General features: G+C 41.3%; 23 protein-coding genes and 1 pseudogene. 19 read left to right on the top strand and 5 right to left on the bottom strand.

The genetic code is table 11. The annotated features are described in order from the left end of the window. Positions 1 to 45: 45 nt before the first annotated feature. Entirely contained in the window at positions 46 to 882 is an 837-nt protein-coding gene (locus tag M8E35_RS10620; protein ID WP_252469175.1) for an ABC transporter permease, read from the top strand. 11 nt (positions 883 to 893) lie between these two features. Further along, positions 894 to 1820: an ABC transporter ATP-binding protein gene (locus M8E35_RS10625; RefSeq protein ID WP_252468856.1), complete on the top strand. Its 927-nt coding sequence runs from the start codon at positions 894 to 896 to the stop codon at positions 1818 to 1820. Between the two features lie 858 nt (positions 1821 to 2678). On the opposite strand, the gene M8E35_RS26890 is transcribed toward M8E35_RS10625, so the two are convergent. Both M8E35_RS26890 and M8E35_RS10630 read right to left on the bottom strand, forming a co-directional pair. After that, positions 2679 to 2879: a GNAT family N-acetyltransferase gene (locus M8E35_RS26890; protein ID WP_366946810.1), complete on the bottom strand. Its 201-nt coding sequence runs from the start codon at positions 2877 to 2879 to the stop codon at positions 2679 to 2681. 169 nt (positions 2880 to 3048) lie between these two features. Then, positions 3049 to 3597 (bottom strand): cysteine hydrolase family protein, encoded by a 549-nt coding sequence (locus tag M8E35_RS10630; RefSeq protein ID WP_252468857.1) that lies wholly within the window; start codon positions 3595 to 3597, stop codon positions 3049 to 3051. Between the two features lie 142 nt (positions 3598 to 3739). On the opposite strand from M8E35_RS10630, the gene M8E35_RS10635 reads away from it, so the two are divergent. From M8E35_RS10635 to M8E35_RS10645, 3 genes are all read left to right on the top strand, one after another. Then, positions 3740 to 4153, top strand: a complete 414-nt coding sequence (locus M8E35_RS10635) for an Lrp/AsnC family transcriptional regulator (protein WP_252468858.1) — start codon at positions 3740 to 3742, stop codon at positions 4151 to 4153. 236 nt (positions 4154 to 4389) lie between these two features. Then, positions 4390 to 5280: a DMT family transporter gene (locus tag M8E35_RS10640; RefSeq protein ID WP_252468859.1), complete on the top strand. Its 891-nt coding sequence runs from the start codon at positions 4390 to 4392 to the stop codon at positions 5278 to 5280. A 67-nt stretch (positions 5281 to 5347) separates the two neighbouring features. Then, complete coding sequence (locus M8E35_RS10645) at positions 5348 to 5521, top strand: hypothetical protein (protein ID WP_252468860.1); 174 nt, start codon at positions 5348 to 5350, stop codon at positions 5519 to 5521. A 155-nt stretch (positions 5522 to 5676) separates the two neighbouring features. Here the strand turns inward: M8E35_RS10645 and M8E35_RS10650 are convergent, their stop codons facing one another. Both M8E35_RS10650 and M8E35_RS10655 read right to left on the bottom strand, forming a co-directional pair. After that, a complete protein-coding gene (locus tag M8E35_RS10650; protein WP_252468861.1) occupies positions 5677 to 5913 on the bottom strand; it encodes a DUF2922 domain-containing protein in 237 nt (78 codons plus the stop codon). 35 nt (positions 5914 to 5948) lie between these two features. Then, positions 5949 to 6173 carry a DUF1659 domain-containing protein gene (locus M8E35_RS10655; protein ID WP_252468862.1) on the bottom strand — a complete coding sequence of 75 codons (225 nt, stop codon included), beginning with the start codon at positions 6171 to 6173 and terminating at the stop codon, positions 5949 to 5951. 239 nt (positions 6174 to 6412) lie between these two features. Here M8E35_RS10655 and M8E35_RS10660 point away from each other — a divergent pair. The 4 genes and pseudogenes from M8E35_RS10660 to hcp all read left to right on the top strand — a co-directional run bounded on the left by M8E35_RS10660 (position 6413) and on the right by hcp (position 10047). After that, positions 6413 to 7279, top strand: a pseudogene (locus M8E35_RS10660) (DUF3102 domain-containing protein). Between the two features lie 6 nt (positions 7280 to 7285). After that, positions 7286 to 7495, top strand: coding sequence for a hypothetical protein (locus M8E35_RS10665; protein ID WP_252468863.1), 210 nt, complete (start codon positions 7286 to 7288; stop codon positions 7493 to 7495). 373 nt (positions 7496 to 7868) lie between these two features. After that, complete coding sequence (locus M8E35_RS10670) at positions 7869 to 8141, top strand: ammonia-forming cytochrome c nitrite reductase subunit c552 (RefSeq protein ID WP_252468864.1); 273 nt, start codon at positions 7869 to 7871, stop codon at positions 8139 to 8141. 262 nt (positions 8142 to 8403) lie between these two features. Beyond that, complete coding sequence (hcp, locus tag M8E35_RS10675; RefSeq protein WP_252468865.1) at positions 8404 to 10047, top strand: hydroxylamine reductase; 1644 nt, start codon at positions 8404 to 8406, stop codon at positions 10045 to 10047. Positions 10048 to 10498: 451 nt separating this feature from the next. Here hcp and M8E35_RS10680 read toward each other — a convergent pair whose 3' ends face one another. Further along, positions 10499 to 10930: a PaaI family thioesterase gene (locus tag M8E35_RS10680; protein ID WP_252468866.1), complete on the bottom strand. Its 432-nt coding sequence runs from the start codon at positions 10928 to 10930 to the stop codon at positions 10499 to 10501. A gap of 729 nt (positions 10931 to 11659) precedes the next feature. On the opposite strand from M8E35_RS10680, the gene M8E35_RS10685 reads away from it, so the two are divergent. The 10 genes from M8E35_RS10685 (at position 11660) to M8E35_RS10720 (ending at position 22647) form a co-directional block, all read left to right on the top strand. Beyond that, a complete protein-coding gene (locus M8E35_RS10685; protein ID WP_252468876.1) occupies positions 11660 to 13414 on the top strand; it encodes an acyl-CoA dehydrogenase FadE in 1755 nt (584 codons plus the stop codon). 63 nt (positions 13415 to 13477) lie between these two features. Further along, a complete protein-coding gene (locus M8E35_RS10690) occupies positions 13478 to 14332 on the top strand; it encodes a 3-hydroxyacyl-CoA dehydrogenase family protein (protein WP_252468878.1) in 855 nt (284 codons plus the stop codon). Positions 14333 to 14356: 24 nt separating this feature from the next. Beyond that, positions 14357 to 15139: an enoyl-CoA hydratase gene (locus M8E35_RS10695; RefSeq protein WP_252468881.1), complete on the top strand. Its 783-nt coding sequence runs from the start codon at positions 14357 to 14359 to the stop codon at positions 15137 to 15139. 78 nt (positions 15140 to 15217) lie between these two features. Then, positions 15218 to 16411 carry a thiolase family protein gene (locus M8E35_RS10700; RefSeq protein WP_252468884.1) on the top strand — a complete coding sequence of 398 codons (1194 nt, stop codon included), beginning with the start codon at positions 15218 to 15220 and terminating at the stop codon, positions 16409 to 16411. A gap of 372 nt (positions 16412 to 16783) precedes the next feature. After that, complete coding sequence (locus M8E35_RS10705) at positions 16784 to 18241, top strand: sigma-54 interaction domain-containing protein (RefSeq protein ID WP_252468887.1); 1458 nt, start codon at positions 16784 to 16786, stop codon at positions 18239 to 18241. A gap of 191 nt (positions 18242 to 18432) precedes the next feature. Further along, positions 18433 to 18555, top strand: coding sequence for a hypothetical protein (locus tag M8E35_RS26490; RefSeq protein ID WP_289710781.1), 123 nt, complete (start codon positions 18433 to 18435; stop codon positions 18553 to 18555). Between the two features lie 109 nt (positions 18556 to 18664). After that, complete coding sequence (locus tag M8E35_RS10710; RefSeq protein ID WP_252468890.1) at positions 18665 to 20011, top strand: MFS transporter; 1347 nt, start codon at positions 18665 to 18667, stop codon at positions 20009 to 20011. A 186-nt stretch (positions 20012 to 20197) separates the two neighbouring features. Then, on the top strand, positions 20198 to 21532 hold the full coding sequence (locus tag M8E35_RS10715) for an acetyl-CoA hydrolase/transferase family protein (RefSeq protein WP_252468893.1): 1335 nt from the start codon (positions 20198 to 20200) through the stop codon (positions 21530 to 21532). A gap of 243 nt (positions 21533 to 21775) precedes the next feature. Beyond that, entirely contained in the window at positions 21776 to 21994 is a 219-nt protein-coding gene (locus tag M8E35_RS26895) for an EamA family transporter (protein ID WP_366946815.1), read from the top strand. 296 nt (positions 21995 to 22290) lie between these two features. Further along, positions 22291 to 22647 carry a DsrE family protein gene (locus M8E35_RS10720; RefSeq protein ID WP_252468894.1) on the top strand — a complete coding sequence of 119 codons (357 nt, stop codon included), beginning with the start codon at positions 22291 to 22293 and terminating at the stop codon, positions 22645 to 22647. The last annotated feature ends 58 nt before the right edge of the window (positions 22648 to 22705 follow it).

The raw sequence follows: 22705 nt of genomic DNA on the forward strand, positions 1-22705 counted from the left end.
GACTAGTTTATATTGGCAACAGGCAAAAAGGGGGTGAAATGTATGATGAGCGGAGCTAACGTAATGGTCATTGCTGAAAAAGAACTTCTGGAGTCCATGCGAAGTCGCTGGTTGGTTACCTTTACGATTATTTTCGGCTTATTAGCCTTGCTTATCTCGTTCTTTGGTCTATCTGGGATGGGGGTTGGGGGCTATCAAGGGTTTAATCGCGTTACAGCAAGCCTCTTGAATCTAGTGCTATATCTTCTGCCCTTGATCGCTTTAGTGATCGGCTCTTCGACAATCGCAGGCGAGAAAGAAGTGGGCTCACTTCACGTTCTCTTAACTCAGCCAGTTAGCAAAAGCGAAGTGATTATTGGTAAGTTCCTGGGACTAGCCTTGGCTTTAACGGCTTCCATCTTAGCAGGGTTCGGAAGTGCTGGGGTAGTTATTGCCTGGAAGACAGGGACCATAAATATTGTCGACTATTTGGTATTTGTGATTTTGTCGATTGTCTTAACGCTTGTTTTCTTGAGTATGTCCTTGCTGATATCGGTAGTTACTACTAGGCGTTCTCAAGCAGTAGCCTTAGCCATCTTTGTATGGTTTTTTACCATTTTAGTTTATGATTTTTTGGCCATTGGAATTGCCTCTTTGCAACAAGTTACGGTAGTCGTTCCCCTATTGCTAACCCTTCTTCTCCTGAACCCAGCCGATATGGTCAGAGTCTTGGTTATTTTGCAATTGGGTGGAGAAGAGACATTTGGTCCGACCCTGGCAGCTCTTACGCGAATGATGGGGAGTGGTTCAGGTGAAGTATTACTGGGTGTGGTTCTTTTCCTGTGGCTCTTTGGACCTTTGGGTTTATCTGTTTGGATATTTAGCCGAAAACAAGATTATTAGGAGAGAATGCTATGGGATATATATTAGAAGTAAATAATTTGGAAAAGAACTATGGAGATTTCGTCGCTGTCAATAAAATTAACATGCGAGTCAATCAAGGCGAAGTATTCGCTCTACTTGGGCATAATGGAGCAGGTAAATCCACTCTGATCAAGATGATTCTAGGCTTGGTGAATCCTACGGCGGGTGAAATTCTAATTGATGGGCTTCAATACGGACCAAAAAGTAAAGACATTAAGAATCTTATTGGGTATCTGCCAGAAAGGATGAACTTTTATGATAATTTAAGCGCTTGGGAGACATTAACCTTTTATGCAAAGTTAAAAGGAGTTTCGTCTGCCCGTTGTAAAGAGGCTTTGGAACAGGTAGGACTCGCAGAGGTCAAACACAGGAGAGTCGGGGCGTTTTCTAAAGGGATGCAACAAAGGCTTGGCCTTGCCCAAGCCATTATTCACAGACCTAAATTGCTCGTCCTCGATGAACCGACAACGGGGCTAGACCCTATTGGAATCCTCGAATTAAAAGAGATGATACGAACTTGGAATAGGGAAGGAACAACGATTTTCTTTTCCTCCCATAATTTATCAGACGTTCAAGAGCTTGCCGAAAACATGGCGATAATGAACAGCGGTTCTATGGCTGCTGAAGGGTCTTTAGCAAAGCTTAAACATGATTACAAGTTAATGACGAGAATCGAAGTGAGAGTTTCTACCGATCAGATAGCCATGATTTCTAGCCTGGAACAGGGTGCTAATACTATGGGGCAATTTGAGATCCAAGATAATACGCTGAGCTGTTATTGTGAATCGCAGGAGAAAATGGCGATACTGCAAAGCCTCCTTAAGGAGGGTGTTGAGATCGAAGATTTTACGGTTGAAGAACCAGGATTAGACCTTGTTTATCAGCAGGTCATGAAACAGCTGCACTTCTCTGGTTAACTATAGATAAGAATACCCTCAAGGTAGCGTAATAAGAATAATCCTGCGAAGTAGCGGAAACATAGGGCATAATACGAACTTGATTATAGAAAAAAATTGAGCATAAGTTTTAAGACAAAAATCAATAATGATTAATGTAATGCTTTTAGCATTTCTTTGATTTCTGCTTTAGTGTTTTACGAGCTGCATTTTAATATGTTGCTGAACCAATTACTAAAGAGTTCTATGGAGGAAAACTGAAACAGTACCAACGACCTCCTCATACATATCCCTTAATCTCGCACAGCAAAAGCTGATTTCATCCATACATAAAACCTCCTTAGCATGCCTATTTATCGAACACGTCAAAGTTTAAGAATAATGTGAATCACAGCTTTTCTCTTAGTTTCATGATGCCTTTTAAAATTTCATCCCAATTTTGAGTTCTGTACCCATTTGGGCAGTCTACTGGCAATACTTTGATTATGCCATCCCAATTCGTCTCGGACCTGTTCTATTAAAACTGCCTTCACAAAGCATTCAATGTACTCTAAATGGTCTGAAGAAGGGGTTCTTATGGGTCTGTAATATCCAGTTTTATCCTTCTTCAGCAAGTGGTGAATGAAGGGGAATGAAAATAATGACAGAGACGTTGAATAATAGGAAGCTGACTAACATTATAATTAACCCCTGACCATAAGTTCCCTACTAACTTTCTGATAATCACTCTGCGATTATAATAATTACTTATAATGATTTTCTGAATAAAACCCTGTCTTCCCCTGGACCATCATAATTAGCATTTATAGCTACACCACCTTCATTGCAGTTTCATCTTCAATACGAAATCCAATATGCATATGAAAAGCAATAGCATTTTTATTGCGGGGAAGTAACAAGATATACTACATAACATCCTTTTTGTTTTACAACATCAAAGAATCTTTGGCACAATAGTCCGCCAAAACCTCGTTTCCTGAATTCCAGATGAACTCCGGTAAAATGAACATAAGCTTGGTTCGGATAGACCTGTGATATAAATCCGATTAAAAAGGCAATTAATTTATTGTCTTTTTCCATTATATAGCTTTTATATTAAAATGCTTAAAGAATAACCTCGGTAACATATCAGTCATATGGAGTTCACCCCACCAACCATTCGGCACAGAAATTATTGTGTTATAGTCGGATTCTTTAAGCATTCTTTTTGACATTTAAACACCCCTTAAAAATCTTTGGAACTTTATTTTTAATTTAACCCTTTAATCCAATCATCTGTAGAAATCACCTTGGAGAACCGCATAGCTTGCGTAACAAGAATGGCGTTGTGAAGTTCCTTCGCTGTTATTTTTCCAGCATAATTTGATACATCCATAGTGCCGGTGGCATCTGACAAAAATTCAACTGAGAAACCGAGATGAACTGCCTGTCTTGCAGTCGTATCGCAGCACATCTGAGTCATGTATCCACAGATGACAACTGTATCTATACCCATTTTCTTCAATAAATCCTCAAGTTCGGTATCTGTAAAGCTTCCTGGCAATTTTTTATCAATAATGCATAAATGTTCTTTTTTGAGGAGCTCCTCAAGAATATTCCATCCTCTACTGTTTTTAACAAAAGTAGTAGCATTCTTTTGCGGTGCTTCATGTCTGATTAGAATTACTTCTATTTTACTTCGATCGGCTGCATCTATAGCTTTAAGGACATTAGCGAAACTACCTTCAGGATACGTAACCGGCATCTTTCCTGTAAAGTATTCATATTGTACATCAACCACCATTAATGCTCTCTTCATTTATAATTCCTCCAAACTTTTCCCTTAAATTTTTGTGTATTCCTGCAAAGTCCGTTGCTATAATTATTATACAGACTAATGTAATTGTGCCGGGAAAGTATCGGACGTTTTTTGCTTTCTCCAGGAAAGGATTTAATGAGAAATGCTTGATAATACTGATTTGAAGATTTTAAAACTATTAAAATCAAACTGCAAAATGCAATTTAGAGACATTGGCGAAGTAGTTCATTTAACCGGACAAGCAGTTTCCAATAGAATTTCAAGAATGGAAAATTTAGGAGTAATAAAAGGTTATACCGTTTTGCTTGATGAAAAAATGCTTAATAAATCCTTAACCGCTTACATAACCATTTTTATGAAAACAACTAATCATGAAGTATTTTGCGAATTTTTATCCAATAATGAATCAGTAATGGAAGCTAATCGGATCAGCGGAGAGGGATGTTATATGCTAAAAGTCCAAGTTAATTCCCAAGAGGATTTAAATGATTTTTTAGATTCCGTTTTGAAATACGGAAATTACCGAGTTAATATTTCTATCGGAAAAATCAAATAGGGGTTGGTGTTTTGCGAATTTTCATTTTTGGCACGGGAATTTAATGAAAGTCTAAACAATATGATAATTAATTAACATGAATTGTTCTATGGGTACAATGAACTTGGAAGGTTCCCTTAATAGCAAATTAAAAAAAATAATTTTAAAAAAATATAATTTGGCTACACAATAGCAAGATGGCGTGTTAGATTAGTTATATTCGGTGAAGCAAAGGTTTCGAAAGGAAACAAGAATAAATGATGAAATCGTATGTAAAATACATATTATCTCTGCTTATTTTTGGCTCAAATGGCATAGTAGCCAGTTATATTTTACTCAGCAGTTCTGAAATCGTATTATCAAGAACCATAATAGGTAGCTTGTTCTTGGGACTCGTTTTTATATTCGGAAGGAAAAGACCACAATTCCAGCAAATAAAAAAGCAATGGTTTTATCTGTTGGGTTCCGGTATTTCTATGGGGTTAAGTTGGATTTTTTTATTTGAGGCCTATCGGCTAACCAGTGTTAGTACTGCAACTCTTGTATATTATTGCGGACCTGTTATTGTGATAGCAGTTGCGCCTTTCATATTTCATGAAAAAATGACAATAAACAAAATGATCGGTATTATCTTAGTTGCTGTGGGTATGGTGTTAGTAAACGGTTCGGATTTTTTAACAGATGGTATGTCTTGGGGACTTATGTGTGGAATAATTTCCGCATTGCTTTATGCCACAATGATAATTTCGAATAAAAAAGTGGTAAGGCTTACTGGCCTAGAAATTACCCTGGTTCAACTTGTTACAGCCTGTGCTGTAGTAGCTGTTTACACCTTGCTGATGCACAAAGGAACAATTTCAATATCTGGTACAAATATTATCCCAATTTTATTTCTCGGGGTGGTAAATACAGGGGTTGGATGTTATTTATATTTTTCTTCTATTAATGAACTTCCAGCGCAGTCAGTGGCTATATGTAGTTATATTGACCCTTTATCCGCTCTGGTTTTCTCGGCAATCATTCTTAACGAACATCTGAGTATGGTTCAAATCGTCGGTGCGTTTTTGATTTTTGGCGGTGCTGCATTTGGCGAATTATATCATTTTAGGAAAAATCAAATATTCAATGCAAATACCGGGATATTCTAGGAATTTCCTTCGGAGATAGAATATTACGAGCATTATCTTTAAATAAGCTTTACCGGAGGGATAAGTTATGGATGCAAATCAAATAGTAAATCAATACGCAGTGGGATGGGGTACGTTGTCATTAATAAACGCTGGAATAGCACAGGGCAAAAATAGATCAGGCTTTAATTGGTTTTTATTAACGCTATTTTTAGGGCCATTAGCTACATTAATTTTGGTCTTTTCTAATAAAATAGAGTGAATATTATTTGCTATGGCACATTCTTATTTAAGCATAGGATATTCCGGCAACTGAGCTAAGGAGACCGGGCAGACTACTGACAAATATGACTTTGTCAGCAGTCTGTTCATTGGTTCAGCCGGGGGTTGAATTAACGCTGTCTTAAAAGCTGCCGCTTAAGCTTGCGGGTCAAAAAGGTCGTTTGTTGTGGTATCTATAACCTTAATGTCCCGTATTCCGGTCAGCGCGCCGCTGGACGTAAGGAATAGATCACTGGCAATAATCGAGTCCATCACAGCCATAACCTCTGCCTGCTGCAGGTCTTGCTTCGGATTGGGGATTGTAATCGCAAACGTTTTGCTGCCGGCTGTTGTGAAAGTTAACCTTAACACACTACTTGTTATGAGGGCCATGCCTTCCCCTCCTTTCCATCAGATTTTTCGGCCGGTTATTCATCGACCAGCTCAAAGTTTTTCCTATAGAGTACGTCGATCACCGGATGCACCGCTAGACCGAATAAAGCGTGCGCCGCCTCATAAACAGCCTGTTCCGCGGCGTCGGATCTCACATCACTCAGGCTTTTCTGCCTGAGTATCGGGCCGCCGGCGGGGGTGAGCCCGGTCTGGTATACGACAACCAGCGTCGAATTTAAAGGCATCCCTACTACCGCCATCTTTTTCACATCCTTTCCTCTGCATGGACAAGTCGCTTGAATTTCGGCTTGTCCGTATAGCCTATGATTTTGCTTGTCCGAAGGTTATTATTTGTGGACCGTTTTTTTAAATTTTATTAGCTTGTCCCAAATACGACAACGTTTTCGCATTTGGGACAAGCCGTTTATAGGAGGCTGTCACGCTTTTCAAGCTAATCCCATATGATGTGAATAAAGTACAAGAAGGGATTGGCATAATCATGAACGTTTTGATAACAGAACGCACGCCGCTCGTCATCGCGGCTGAAATTAATATGATTAAAGAGCAGACCGAAAAAGTAGTACTTAACAACGCCGTCGAGGTTGGGCGGCGGCTGAAGGAGGCCAAAGAGATGCTTCAGCATGGGGAATGGCTGAAGTGGCTGGAGGAGTCGGTGAGTTACACGGAGAGAACTGCTCAAAGATTTCTGCTCGTCTTTGATGCGTACGGGGACAAACAGCCTGTTGCCCTCAACGCCGGCGCTCAAACGCAGCGACTGCCGAACATGAGCTATTCTCAGGCGCTCATCCTTCTCGGGGTTCCGGAAGAAGAACGGGAGCAGTTCATCGCTGAGATGGATATTGAAAACATGTCCGTTCGGGAACTCCAGAAGGCAGTGAAGGCTCGGGAACAAGCTCTTCAGGATCGGGAACAGGCATTTCAGGATCGGGACCGGGCCCTTCAGGAAAAAGCCGATCTCCAGAAGGTTCTGGACGGTGAAAAGGCCATAAACACTCAGCTGACTAAGGAGCGCGACAACCTGAAGACGAAGGCGGGCGATCTGCAGAAGTCCAACCGGGCACTTGAGCAGGGTGTCGAGAAAAAGCAATTGGAGTATGACAAGCTCAAAGAAAAGGCAGGTTACAAGAGCATCCAAAGGATGAATGATAATCTTACTGCCGCGTATAACAAGGTGGCCGCCAATAAAATCGCTTTTTTATACGAGAACCTGGACAAAGCATTTTAGGAACTGGCTTATGAGATGACCAAGTTTGCTTCAATTGACGAGGATGTGCATGCAGCGTATAAAAAAATGGTGAATGATTTTTTGATCAAAGCGATGCAGGAGAGAATGGGGGGCAGATAATTCAAAATGCGTTTTAGGTCTGCTTGGCGGAAAAACCAATACAAAGCATTTACGGTTAAAGATTTCGGGGGAGATGTAGCGTTAATAAACTATTGCCAGAAAGATGAAGATGTCACGGATTTTATGAACATAATGGTCATCGAATTCGAGAAGAGGGATAAATGCCGTAGTTATCTCTATTTTGACGAGCATTTTCTGAGGGAAACTGGAAGCTGAAAATGCCGATGGCCTAAAACAGTACATAAGATTCTTCGAGTAGGTGTAGAATTCGGCCGGAGAATAATATTGAGGTTAGAGATAAAGTGAAACAGTATGTAGTTCAAAAGTTAATAACAAGGAGGGGGCCGTTACTTTGATAAAAGGTAGCGGCATTTTTTATGGAACATTAAAAGCATGAAAAGGAGGAGTAATTACATTTTTTCATCTCTCAGACAAGTAATAATTGCTTCATTGAATTATAATCCTTCGGATATTATTTGGAATTCCTTTGGATACTGGAGGAATAAAAGGAAACATGTGGAATATTTATATTTAGTGACAAATCAGGCAAGTGGGATTGCTTGTTAGGACTGAAGAGAGGAGGTTAAACGTGGGCAAATGGAAGTCTCTAAAAGCACTAATTCTATTGGGGGCTATTGAGGCTCTTACCAAAGCGACCAATGATCCGAAGGCTGACCCAAAACTTTTAGAAGAGGCTCGTCAGCTTCATCGCGATGCTAGTTTCAACTGGGATTTTGTGGCTTCAGAAAATAGTATGGGCTTCCATAATCCAACTGAAGCCTTGCGTGTGCTTGGGGAAGCAATTAACTTAGGTCATCAGGCTACCCAAAAAGCGACTCAGGCCATGAGTCACGTTCAGTAGTCCTCCTCTCGCCGGCAAGAAGACGGGTCCAATTAGATGAAGCTAATCAAGCATTTGGTTTCTCTCTACAATTGATAACGTAACTTCCTTTGCAAATCGTCATAAAAGGGTTGAGAAGAAAATATTGTAAATAGTTGTGTCTTTTATCACACTGAAAAGACACATCAAATCACAGAATAACTTTTTGATTTGATCTAAACTAAAGCAAGTGAACTTGAGTTGTCAAAAATTTATATAATAAAAAAATTAGGGGGAAACAAGAATGAGTATGTTTTGTTATCAGTGTCAGGAAACAGCTAAAGGAACCGGTTGTACAATTAAAGGGGTTTGTGGGAAACCCGAAGATGTTGCCAAATTGCAGGACCTTCTGATCTACACCTTAAAAGGGATTGCCGTTTACGCGGTTCAAGCGCGTGAACTCCACCTCGAGCGCAAAGATGTTGATAAGTTCATTATGGAAAGCCTCTTTAGCACGATTACAAATGCTAACTTTGATAGCAGCCGATTCGTAGAACGAATTCAAGACGGTCTCAAGCTTCGCGAAGATCTTAAACAAGCAGTCCTTGAAGTGGGCGGGTCAATTCCAGCAAACTTACACGATGCCGTAACATGGACGGCTCCAGCAGAGGAATTTGAAGCGAAAGCCGCACATGTGGGCGTCTTAGCGACAGAGAATGAAGATGTTCGCTCACTGAGAGAATTGCTCACCTACGGCCTAAAAGGGATTGCCGCTTATGCTGAGCATGCGTATACTTTAGAATACAAAGAGCCGGGCATTTTCGCCTTTATCGAAAAAGCCTTAGCGTCCACCCTCGATGACACACTTGTTGTAGGTGATCTCGTGGCACTCGTCTTAGAAGCTGGGAAATACGGAGTTGATGTAATGGCCTTACTGGATAAAGCTAACACCACCTCCTATGGTAATCCAGAACTCACTAAGGTGAATATTGGGGTTAGAAACAACCCAGCTATTTTGATCAGCGGTCATGATTTGAAGGATCTAGAAGAGTTGCTCATCCAAACTCAGGGTTCCGGTGTGGATGTCTATACTCACGGAGAAATGCTCCCGGCCCACTACTATCCTGCCTTCAAGAAGTATGACAATTTTGTCGGCAACTACGGAAATGCTTGGCATAAACAAGTGACAGAATTCGAGTCGTTTAACGGCCCAATTTTCTTAACGACCAACTGCCTCGTGCCGCCGAAAGATTCCTATAAAGATCGCGTCTACACCACTGGAGTGGTTGGCTTCGAAGGCGTTAAGCATATTGCTGACCGTGCAGATGGAAAGCCTAAAGACTTCGCAGCACTTATCGCTCACGCTAAGAACTGCCCGGCACCGACGGAAATCGAGAAGGGTGAGATCATCGGGGGATTTGCTCACAATCAAGTCATGGCTCTGGCAGACAAAGTCGTCGAAGCCGTCAAAACGGGAGCCATTAAGCGATTCTTCGTTATGGCTGGCTGCGACGGACGGATGAAGAGTCGTAACTATTATGCAGAATTCGCGCAAGCACTACCCAAAGACACCGTAATCCTGACTGCAGGGTGCGCAAAGTATCAATATAACAAACTGGATTTAGGAGACATCGGCGGGATTCCGAGAGTGCTTGACGCTGGACAATGTAATGACTCCTATTCCTTAGCTGTGATCGCTTTAAAACTGAAAGAAGTGTTTGGTCTAGAAGACATTAATCAACTACCGCTCTCCTTCAACATCGCATGGTACGAGCAAAAAGCCGTGATCGTCTTACTGGCACTACTCCACCTTGGAGTGAAAAATATTCACTTAGGACCGACACTACCTGGCTTCTTGTCCCCTAATGTGGTGAACGTTCTAGTTGAAAACTTTGGTATTGCAGGCATTTCAAGTGTTGAAGAGGATATCAAACTGTTCATGGCTTAAAATTCTCATTTAAAAATACAACTCTGTTTTTTGACTTAGATTAATTCGGCAGAAGGGGTACCGTTACATTAAGTTGTACGGTACCCCTTCTTCAATAGTTAGAAAGATATATAAGATGAACTGTTACATATGGACTTGACACGATTATAGACATGTCTAGGCTGTAAGTACCTTTTTATTTGAAAGTGAGTTGCAGAGTCATACAAAACCAGCAAAAAATTATAGACCATCAGAACAGAAAACCTTTTTATGGCTAGCTCTGGAATTCTTCCGGTATTGAGTTTGGAGAAATAGAACTATGGGCTATGAGTGATGAGATAGATCCCTATACTCTGACGTAAAAGAGGCAAGAGTAAAACATGTTGCGACGCTAAACGATGGTGATGATTTTTCTACTGTGCGAGTACCTCTCTCAAAACATCTTTCCCGTGTATGATACTCAACAACTCATCTAATCCTTTTTCGACGAGTGAACCCCATTGACGATTGCCTTGGTTATTCTCGATTCAGCAATTAACTGACCTTTCGAGTCCGTGATTTTGACATTGATAAAGGCTAAACGACGGGTGCGTCTGGCAACCAGTGCTTGAAAGGTCACTTCACCTTCAGTCGTGCCTCGATAAATACTCGTCTGAGTGTCTATCGTGACGGCATGCTCGTCACTGGATAATGATGTTTCAATGGCGACGGAAGATGATACATCTGCCACGAGGTAAATTACGCCTCCATGCAACGAACCCGCAGGATTAATGGTGGAGTCCCCGACGACAATGATCAGGCTGGCTTCTAATTCCCCGACTGAAGATATCTTTAGTCCTAAAAATTTATGAAGGGGCAATTCCTCGATCGTGCGTTTAAATGATCCAGCTAAAGCCTCATCCAAATCCTTTACCTCCTCTTGGCGATTATTGATTCACTGGTACCCCTTGCACCTTAAACATCGCGTTTAGATGCAAAGGGGAATTAGAAATCTTTGCCAACAGGTTGATAATACCACAAAAAGAAAAATATTGAATACTCAAAATAGTAAATTAAATTATATCAGCCGGAGCGTTTGCAGCGAAAACGACGCCAGTGCCAAGAATTAGGGTTAGTGCCTTAGTTCATGACAGCAGCGGCTGCTGTCATGAACTAAGGCACTACTAAGAAACTTGTTTTTATGATATTATGAACCTATATTAATCCTAATTGAATTACTATTTTATTATATATTTCAAGACAAAAAGGTAAATTTATGACTCTAATGACTTTAAATGACCACCCAATTCTTTTTCCAAGAATTAGGTGGTCATTTTTGAACGTCAATTTTGACCTTTTTAATCTTCTCATCTCTCTTTTTAGGACTGTTCAATTAGACGATATCAAATAGAGACTGCTAACCATGAGGCTTGAATTATGGTCCAGCAAAAGAATATGACCCCACACAGTACAAGAACTTACTAACTCTGATGAGCGAACAAGGAGTGTTGACACACATAATTATCATGGCACAAAAATTGCATATATTTAAAATATACTGAATAATGAGAAATCTTATCTCGGAAAAATAAAGAAGGAGGTATAATGGAGTTCATATCCTATAATTATTCTCAATGAAAGTGAGAGTGAGCCAATGAGTAGCTTACCTAAAGGGGGAAGTTTTCTCTTCGGGCAAACCAACCCCCAAGATATATTCACGCCCGAGGATTTCACGCTTGAGCACAAAATGATTTATAGGACGACGGCGGGTTTCATAACGGATAGCGTTCTGACCAGAATGGATGAACTGGAAAACAAAAAAGAAGGTCTAATTAATGAACTTTTGGAGGCAGCCAGTGAGTTAGGTCTTAATGGTGCTGATATTTCGGAAGAATATGGCGGCATGGAGATGGATAAAATCAGCACTACCATCATTGCCGAATGTATAGGAAGAGCAGGTTCCTTTGCTCAGACCCAAGGTGGCCAAGCAGGTATTGGCAGTATGCCTATTGTCATGTTCGGAACCCATGAACAAAAGAAGAAGTATCTGCCGGGATTAGCCAACGCTGAAAAAGTCGGGGCCTATGCTTTGACTGAACCGGGAGCGGGGTCGGACGCTTTGTCTGCTAAGACTAGAGCAGACTTAAGTCCTGATGGAAAGTATTATATCCTAAACGGAACCAAACAGTTTATTACCAATGCCGGAATGGCCGATATATTCATTGTTTATGCCAAAATAGACGGGGATAAGTTCACTGCTTTTATCGTTGACGGAGATTCTGAGGGTCTTTCTACCGGGGCGGAAGAGCACAAAATGGGTATAAAAGGCTCCTCCACCCGATCAGTAATCTTCGAAGATGTAAAGGTGCCGGTAGAAAACTTGTTGTTTGAGATCGGTCGAGGTCATGTGGTGGCTTTTAATATACTGAACCTGGGCCGTTTTAAACTGGCAGCTACTTCTGTTGGTATGGCTAAATTTGCTTTGGAGCTAGCAGCAACCTATGCTAATGACCGCAAGCAGTTTGGCACACCTATTGAAAATTTCGGTCTCATTAAGGAGAAACTGGCCGAAATGGCGATTAAAATTTACGTCACCGAGAGCATGGTCTACCGGACTGGTGGCATGTTAGAGAACATGATGAACAGTCTGGATACTTCGGGTAATGACGGGGGCCTGGTAGCTGCCAAGGGTATTGAGGAATATGCCCTGGAGTGCTCGATGAACAAGGTTTTTGGCACAGAAACATTAGGCTATGTTGTAGATGAAGGGGTACAAATCCATGGCGGGTATGGATTTAGTTCCGAATACACTATCGAAAGACTATATAGGGATGCAAGGATTTACCGTATTTTCGAAGGGACCAATGAAATAAACCGGGTTTTGATTCCTACTACCCTGCTGCGTCGAGCGGCTAAAGGGGAGTTACCCCTTCAGGAAGCCATCGAAAAACTTAAGGGAGAGATCGCCGCCGGAAGCTTGGTCAGAAAAGGGGAAGCGGGGTTAGTACAGGCAGCAAAGGATATCTTCCTGCTGACCACGGGTGCAGGGCTTCAAAAGTATGGGAAAGACTTGCAGAAACATCAAGAAATACTTGGCAGACTGGCTGATTTAGCGATTAGAGCCTTTGCCATTGAAAGCGCCTGGCTTCGGTCTCAAAAGGCAGCAGCCAATGATGGTGGGACCAAGGCAAAACTTAACCAGAATATGGCTATGGCCTACATTAATTCTACTGTTGGCCTGTTGGAATATTCGGCGAAAGAAACCCTGACAGCTCTTGCTGAAGGTGAGGAATTGGCAAGCCTACTGGATAATTTGCAGAGGTTGACCAAATATACTACTCGGAACACGGTATCTCTAAGACAGGAGATTGCTGCAGCTATTTCCGAAGACGGTAAGTATGCAGTGTAGTTTTTTTGAGGAACTGTGTTATGTCTTAAAGTGTAAAGGTTAATTAATAAAGGAGGATGTACAATGGAATTCAAGAAAGCAGCTGTTATTGGCGGGGCAGGCACTATGGGATCTGGTATTGTACAAACCATTGCTCAAGCTGGGATCGAAGTCTTACTCTTTGAAACAAATCTGGAAGTAGCTCAAAAGGGAAAGATAAAGCTGGACAAGGTCGTCCAAAAACTAGTGGATAAAGGTAAAGTATCCGCTCAAGATAAGCAGAATATGCTGGACAGGATCATTTTATGTGACAATTATCAAGCAATGGCTGAGGTAGATTTGGTAATTGAAGCAGTTTTTGAGAATATCCAGTTGAAAAAAGATATCTTTAAACAACTTGATGAAATTGTTAAGCCTGAGGCTATCCTTGCTAGTAACACATCCGCTTTGTCTCTGACGGAAATAGCCAGTGCTACCAAAAGACCGGACAAAGTTATAGGGTTGCATTTCTTTAACCCAGTGCCCGTAATGAAGTTGGTCGAGTTGGTAATGGGTTTGGCGACCAGCGAAGAAACTTATCAGGCTTCAGCGGCTTTTTGTGAACAAATTGGCAAAAAGGTGATCAAAGCAAAAGATACCACGGGTTTTTTAGTGAACTATCTTCAGATTCCCTTGCTTAACGGGGCGGTAGCAGCGTATGAGGCAGGACTATCCTCGGCTGAGGATATCGACAAAGCATGCGTACTAGGGATGAATCATCCTATCGGTCCTTTGGCTTTATTAGATCTGATAGGGCTCGATACTGCTTTAGACGTATTCAACGTTATGTATGAGGGCACAGGAGATATGAAGTTTTGGCCACGTACTGTTCACAAGCGGCTGGTTCAAGCGGGACATCTGGGCCGAAAAACCGGCAAAGGCTTTTTTACCTACAATTAATAGGTAACGGGAGGAAAAAATATTATGGCTGAGAATAAGGTCGTTGAACTTTTGATTACTGAAGGTGTTGGGATTATTACCATTAATAATCCGCCTGTAAACGCTCTTACCTTGGATGTTAGAGAGCAATTGAAACAGGTACTGCAGGAAGTAGAAGGAAATGCGGAGATCCGTGCCTTGGTAATTACCGGGGGTGGAGCAAAGTGTTTTGTTGCAGGTGCAGATATTAAAGATTTTCCCAAGCAGATGGAAAGCGGTCCGAGAGAAAATGCGACGATCTATAAAGAAATGTTTACTTATCTGGAGGAAACGCCCAGGCCTGTCATCGCAGCCTTAAATGGCCTGGCTTTGGGCGGAGGGTGTGAGTTGGCTTTAGCCTGTGACATTAGAATAGCCGATGAAAAGATGAAGATCGGTTTGCCGGAAGTGACCCTGGGCTTGATTCCCGGACTCGGCGGTACGCAAAGACTGGCGAGGTTGATCGGGCCATCTAAAGCTAAAGAATTGATGTTTACAGGAACATTCATTTCTGCTGATGAGGCTTTACGGATTGGACTGGTCAATCAAGTTGTGCCTCAAGGTACAGCGTTAGGAGAAGCTCTTAAGCTGGCTCAAAAGCTTGCTAAGGGGGCCGGTGTGGCCATGGGTTATGCAAAGCATCTAGTTAATAAGGGGACTGAGATTCCGTTGCAGGATGCAATGGAAATGGAAATGCAACATGTTGAAAAGATCTTTGGTTCAGAGGATCTGCAAGAGGGCATTGAGGCATTTATCAATAAACGCCCTGCAGTGTTTAAGAACAAGTAAATATCAGACAGGGATCATCTCGAGTTCCAGTGGGAGAACCGAGGGGTTTTGACTTATAGAATATAGGAGGTTTTTTAATTGTATTCAAAGGCTTATATTCCATATGGCGGTTACTACAGTACACCCTTTGCTCGTTGGCAGGGGAGTTTGCAAAATGAACATGCTGTTGAACTGGCAGGGTCGACGGCTAAAAAATGGCTCGCCACCAAAGAAATTGATCCAAAGATATTTGAATACCTTGTTTTTGGTAAAACCATCGGACAACTGTATACATTTTACGATGCTCCTTGGGCTGCATCTCTAATGGGTGCCCCAAATATTTCAGGTATGCATATTAGTCAGGCCTGCTCTACTTCCACGACAGTTTTAAATCAAGCCGCTGCAGCGATCGAAACAGGTCTTTACGAAACCTCATTTTGCTTGCTGACAGACCGTTGTTCTAATGGCCCTTTCACAATTTGGCCTAACCCAAAGGGTCCAGGAGGCGAAGTGATTAAGGAAAGTTGGATGATGGATAACTTTGACGGTGGTCCCTGGGGCGGGGTTGCCATGATTCAAACTGCTGAAAACGTGGTCAATAAGGCCGGCGGAATTACAAAGGAAGACGTTGATAGGGTTACTGCCAGACGTTACGAGCAATATCAGGATGCTTTGGCTAATGATCGAGCGTTTCAAAAACGTTATATGATACCCGCAGAATATAAAATAAGCAAAAAGAAAATGGGCATTGTTGAAGCAGATGAAGGGATTACTCCCACGACTCTGGAAAGTTTGACTCCCTTAAAACCAGTTATTCCAGGCGGGGTACACTCATTTGGCGCTCAAACCCATCCGGCGGATGGCAACTGCGGGCTTATTGTAACCACAAGAGATAAAGCGCGGGAACTGAGTACAGATAAAAACCTGGAAGTTCAGATAGTATCCTATGGTTATGCCCGTGCCGAACAGGCGCATATGGCTATGGCTGTAGTCCCCTCAGCAAGAATGGCTCTAGAAAGAGCCGGGATTGGCATCAAGGACGTCAAAGCAATTAAGTCTCATAATCCATTTACGGCTAATGATTTGTACATGGCTAACGAAATGGGTCTTGATGTTATGACCATGAATAATTACGGTTGTTCACTTGTTTACGGGCATCCCCAAGGGCCTACCGGCGGTCGGGGAATTATGGAAATGATTGAGGAACTGGCTATTCTAGGCGGAGGGTATGGTCTGTTCACTGGATGTGCGGCCGGAGACACTGGTGCAGCCATGGTTATCAAGGTTTCTTAAACAGGATATAAGAAGCCCAGGAACCGGTTAATACCATAATTGTGAATTCTAGCCTTCTTGGGGTTAAAGCAATCATTTAACTCCAGAAGGCTATACAATTCTATAAAAAACATAAGTTCCTTGTGACATAAAACCTTCATATAGATCCTAGTACCTTGTACACAGTCCTGACACTAAATATTAAAACAAATATAACAACGTCTCATACAAATGATATTTTTGAACCCTAACCATGCAAATACTACGATCTAGGCAAATTTCATGACCTACTATGCAACATTGGTTTATGAAAGATTAGAATCGTTCAAATATAAAGGATTGATAAAATCTTGGTCTAGCTTGTTGTTTAGTCTCAAAAAAGGAGTGGATTGAATGGGATCGTCAGAAGAAATAAGTAACCAGGAACTGCCCGAACAACTTCAGAAACGAATTATGGAATTAGAGCACCTAAATCGGGACTATTTGGGAATGCTTGAAAACTCTTATGATGGGTTGCTTATAGCGGATGGAGAAAGCAGGATTTTATACATCAATCCCTCGATAGAACGAATTATGGGGCTTAAGTACCCGGATTCCATTGGTAAAACAACAAAAGGACTGACCGAAGCGGGGATAACTGACGCCAGTGCAACGTTGAAGGTTATTGAGTCCGGTCAGAAAGAAACTGTAGTGATTAATACGATTAATGGCAAAATTGCTCTAAGTACTGGTGTTCCAAGTTACGATAGTAACGGAAAAATCCACAGGGTCTATTGTAACGTGCGGGATATCACGGATTTAAATCAACTAAAGCAAAAACACCAGCAAACTCAAGTGCTTGCCTCGAAATATTTAGCAGAACTTAATCAACTTAAGAAAAATAATAACTCGGAGATCATCGCCCATAGCAAAGAAATGCGCAAGGTTATTGATTTGGCGTATCGAGTAGCTAATGTCGACAGTTCGGTGCTGTTGCTAGGCGAGTCTGGGGTGGGGAAAGACTTAATTGCTAAAATAATTCATAAGGCAAGCCCGCGTAATGAAGCGGGTTTGTTTTTAAAAATTAATTGTGGAGCTATTCCTGAGAATCTTTTGGAATCTGAGTTATTCGGATATGAAACAGGGGCCTTTACCGGAGCCAGCAAAGAAGGTAAAGCGGGATATTTTGAATTTGTTAATAAAGGCACACTTTTTTTGGATGAAATAGGGGATTTACCAAAAAACATGCAAGTCAAACTCTTGAATGTTATTCAGGATCAAAAAGTAACCAGGGTGGGAGGGGTTAAGCCAAAAGAGATTGATGTACGGATATTGGCTGCCACCAATAAAAACCTTGAGGAAATGGTTATGCATGGACTTTTCCGTGAAGATTTGTATTATCGATTAAATGTTTTGCCCATCACAATTCCCCCCTTGCGAGAGAGAAGAGAAGACATACTTTTAATTGCTCAACATTACGCGGATCATTTCAACAAAAAATATAATCTCAATGTGAAATTCAGTAAAGAAGCAATTGAAATCTTGTCAAAATACGATTGGCCGGGTAACGTGCGAGAGTTAACCAATTTAGTAGAGCGCTTGATCATTATTGCTCAAGAAACAGTGATAACTCCTGAACACATCCCCCCTAAATACCATTCGGCTTGCGAACCTCTAACATTAGAATATAATTATCAAGCTAAGACCCTTAATGATGCTATGGAAGAATTCGAAAATAAATATATCGCTCAGATGATTTCACACTGCGGGAGCAGGGAAGAAGCAGCTGTACAGCTGGATATCAGTTTATCCAGTCTAACTAGAAGGATTAGAAGACTAAGAAAGTCAAAATTGACGCTCGTAAATGACTAATAGAGAGTTCTCAAACTAATAAGAATCAGGAAGTAAAGAGAAGAAAGGGCCAAATACTGCTTTAATTATCTGAAAATATTGAATATAAATTCTAATTGAATTGGAATGAATATTGCAACTATTGAATCATGCCTGGCCATGACTGGTCAGGAAAAAGGAATCGTCTGGGTCGATAGGAGTTACAAAAATTTATGCGAAAAGAGGTGAGCGCCAAGAACAATGTCGGAGTTAAAGCGGAGGGACGTACATCTATCTATCTCTCTGGTAAAAGCGTTGAACGATATTTAGTGCTTGAGATCCAGCGTGTCAATTAATTCATCGGAATTATTAAAGAGAACGTTATAAGGAATGTTATAAGGAACGTTAGGGATGGTTTTAAACCATCAGCCCTATATGGTATTTATAAGGGGAGGTTACAAAGGAATGGATAAAAAATCCACAATTTCTGAGATTGTTGATGATTTAGGCGTTTCAAAATATACTTGGACTGTTTATTTTTTAGTTGGTCTGGCGCTTCTTTTTGATGGGTTTGATTATATGATTGTTGCGTATACAATGCCGCAGATGGCCAAAGAATGGGCGCTGACAAAGATCCAAACAGGAAGTCTTTCTTCCTGGAGCGTTATAGGTTTAATATTTGGGGGAGTGATGTCAGGGCTTATCTCTGATTTCATTGGCAGGAAAAAGACGCTTATTTTCTTTGTGGCCTTTTACTCCTTGTTAACATTGCCTATTTATTTTGCGCAAAGTTTCCAAACATTTGCCTTGCTAAGGATACTTAGCGGTATTGGTCTTGGTGCGTGTATCCCTATTGCCATAACAATGATGTCGGAGAATGCACCGACCAAAAATAGGGGCTATTTTATAGGATCAGTCATGAGTTTTTATGTCTTTGGCTGGGTAATTGCAGGTATTGTGGCTATCTACGTAGTTCCTACCTTTGGCTGGAGGGTTGTCTATCTTATCGGAGCGCTTCCTGCTCTGTACTCTTTATTATTGGTTTTCAAACTTAACGAATCTGCACACTGGCTTTTAGGCAAAGGGCGAGAAAAAGAAGCTTTAGGAATAATCAAAAAGATGGAGATAGCTGTTAAGGGTGTAGGAACTGAACGGGCTCTGGGTAGTTTAATTGCACCACCTGCTCGTAAAAAAGTTGGTGTGAGTGCTATCTTTGGTCCAGAATATCGCAAAGTGACTATGACTATTTGGGTATTGTACTTCTTTGGCACAATGGTGATATATGGAATATCAGGCTGGCTGCCTACCCTTCTTGTTGAAAAAGGATATGGTTTGGTTAAGGGTTATTCTTTCGCCATTTTACAAAATATATTTGGAATGATTGGCGGGGCGGCTACCGGTTTTGTAGCAGATATAGTTGGACGCCGGAAAAATGTTATTTTTGGTTGGATATTCACAGCCATAGCAATTCTCTTGCTGGGAGTTGCCGGAAACCAATGGCAAGTTGTTGTTTGCGGTGTGATAGTGGGTTTTGCCATAAATTGGGCGATAAGTGGTACACAGCCGATCATGGCGGAAGCTTACCCAACCGAATTTAGAAATACCGGTGTTTCTTGGGCTCAGGCATTCGGTCGCGTTGGAGGATTCATTGGCCCTATCGGTGCTGGTTGGGTACAACAAATGGGTTTCGGATTTACTGGGACTTTCGTATACTTTGCCATTCCATCAGTAATGGCTGCAATGGTTGCATATCTCTTTGTTGTTGAGAGTAAAGGAAAAAGCATCGATAACATTTCCGGTGTTAAAGCCTAAAACATTCCGAATTATTTAGTTGCTTGGAAGACTATATCTGCAAACATTTAGTGAATTTACATGCAATATATAGTGTTTAAAATTAATCGGCACTATATATTGCATCATAAAATCACAAATTGGGGTTTAGCAGCAGAACACCTAATTATTTAACTAACTGTCATGTATCATAAGGGGGAGTTTCTTTTGTATTCGAAATTCAAAGAACAATATAAAGGAAAGTTAAAGTCACTGGAAGAAGCCGCGAAGCTGATTCAATCTGGAGACAAGATTGTGGCAAATCAATTCGTCAGCGAACCGATAGGTATCTTAAATGCAATCGGTAAACGGGCTGAAGCAGGAGAATTTGATGATGTTGAGGTCCTTGGGCTTGGGCCTACATCATCGACAGATTGGATAACACCCGAAATTTACCCTCACCTAAGAGCAAGTTCTGTGTTCATTAATTCTGCGAAATTGAGAGAAGGTGTAAGTAAAGGTTACGCTAATTATATTCCGGATAATGTAAGCGGTAATGCTGCTTCTTTTAAGTACAGGATTCAAGACCTTGAGCCAGGTAAGGCCAAGGTAATATCCGCTTCAGCTCCAATGGATAAGAATGGGTATTTCTGTACTGCAACTGCACCTCTATACTTTCACGATGTGGCAAAGATGGACAATACAACTATCATCATGGAAGTTAACGAGAATCAACCGTATGTATTTGGTGATAACTTTATGCACATATCCCAGGTTGATTGTATCGTAGAAAGCAACCGACCACTCTTTACGATTCCTCCGGTGACAGAGGGCACTCCAGAGGAGATTGCTATTGCGGATTTGTTATTAGACATGATTGAGGATGGGTCTACAATACAGTTGGGCATTGGTGGGATGCCTAATGTACTGGGAAGACTCTTGGCAAATAAGCATGATTTAGGAGCCCATACGGAGATGTTGGGAGATGCCTATAAATATCTATGGGAATTAGGCGTCCTAAACGGAAGAAAGAAAACCTTGTGTCCCAATAAAATATGTGCATGTTTTGCTATGGGGTCAGCTGAAACCTATAAGTGGATGCACGAGAATCCGTCCATAGAGATGCACAGCACATCTTGGACTAATAATTCCTATGTAATAGGTCAAAATAATAAACTTATTGCCATAAATCAAGCGGTTGAAGTGGATCTCACAGGTCAGGTGGCGTCTGAAAGCATCGGTCCCAGGCAACATAGTGGTACTGGCGGTCAGTTGGATTTCGTCCGGGGAGCACAACTTTCGTCTGGAGGAAAAGCCTTTATATGCCTTCGTTCAACAGCCAATACTAAGAAGGGCCGAGTTTCTAAAATTGCTCCATTGTTAAACCACGGTACTACGGTTACCGTTCCCCGTCACGAAGTTAATTACGTTGTAACTGAATACGGAGTTGCCCAACTGCGAGGGAAGACTATGAGAGAGCGTGCGCAAGAGTTAATGGGCATTGCACATCCTGATTTTCGGGCCGAACTCCGCGAAGAGGCCAAAAAATTAAATTTAATATAAGACGGATACATCAATTCCATATTCCAATTATTAATATTAATGTTCGAAAGACGGGTCTTAGAGGACCGCTATTGATAGAAACTGGTAATAACAAATTTTCGAGAGATAGCCTTTTGGGGGTGGAAGCTAACCTAAAAGGCTATTTTTTATTCCTTTTGCAGAAGCAACAAAAGATTGCGATTGTTACATGTTACATCAAGCAGTCGTAAGATTACTAGTTGATCGTTTCCTGCGATCACTTATATTCTTTGGAACAAGGGTATTCAAGCGGTAGGTCCTACTAAAGCTGGTTATTTCTATAACCTTCTTCCTATTTATACGGCAATTTTGGCTGCGGTTTTTCTAGGCGAAAGTATCAGTTGGTATCATTTAGCCGGAGGACTGCTCGTCCTGTCAGGCGTATATTTGGGCTCTGTCGTCGTCGTCAGAAATCAGACTGAGTCCGTACGTTCTTCGACTTGAGGGAGCTCGATGCTATGGGTAATCGATGTCTGATTGTGTTAAAGGTTATAATGGGTCACTTAAGTCCTTTTAAGGGCTTGTTCAGCACAAGTATTTTAGATGTCTTTCTCATACATGAGAGGGACATCTATTTTAAGACTTTTCTAAAAAAAATTATGTGGTATTGTACTTTTTAACAGGAGAATTACAATTTATGGAGAAAGAGTAAAAGAAACTGCTATTGGGCATATGCTCAAACTGGCAGCTAAGATATTAGACATAACAGGTTACAGATTAAGTTTGAGGAGGGAATAACTTTGGAGAAATTTTTATTTATCCTCAGTCGCGGACTTGAGGATCCGGTTCGTGCAACCCGGGCATTTCAACTTGCGAAGGTCGCCAAAGAAAAGGGTCATGAAGTTAATGTTTTCTTAGTTGATGATGCTGTGGTTTATGGAGTTTTGGGCTTAGCTGATAATGTTAAGGCACCGACTGGAGATGATGCAAAAGCTTATATCGATTATTTAGTCGAGAAGAAGGTAGCATTTTATATTTGTACACCTTGCGCAAGGTACAGGCTTTTCGGGGAGGACGAATTTATCGAGGGCGCAAAATTATCTACAGCCGCACACCTAATCGATTTAGCTGCCGACTCGAAAGTGTTTACATTCTAGTTTAACGGTTTACAGCGGGATGCAATAATGGTTTCAAAATGGCAGTATAGCAGTATTA

This window comes from Desulfosporosinus nitroreducens (assembly GCF_023897015.1).
Taxonomy (GTDB): domain Bacteria; phylum Bacillota; class Desulfitobacteriia; order Desulfitobacteriales; family Desulfitobacteriaceae; genus Desulfosporosinus; species Desulfosporosinus nitroreducens.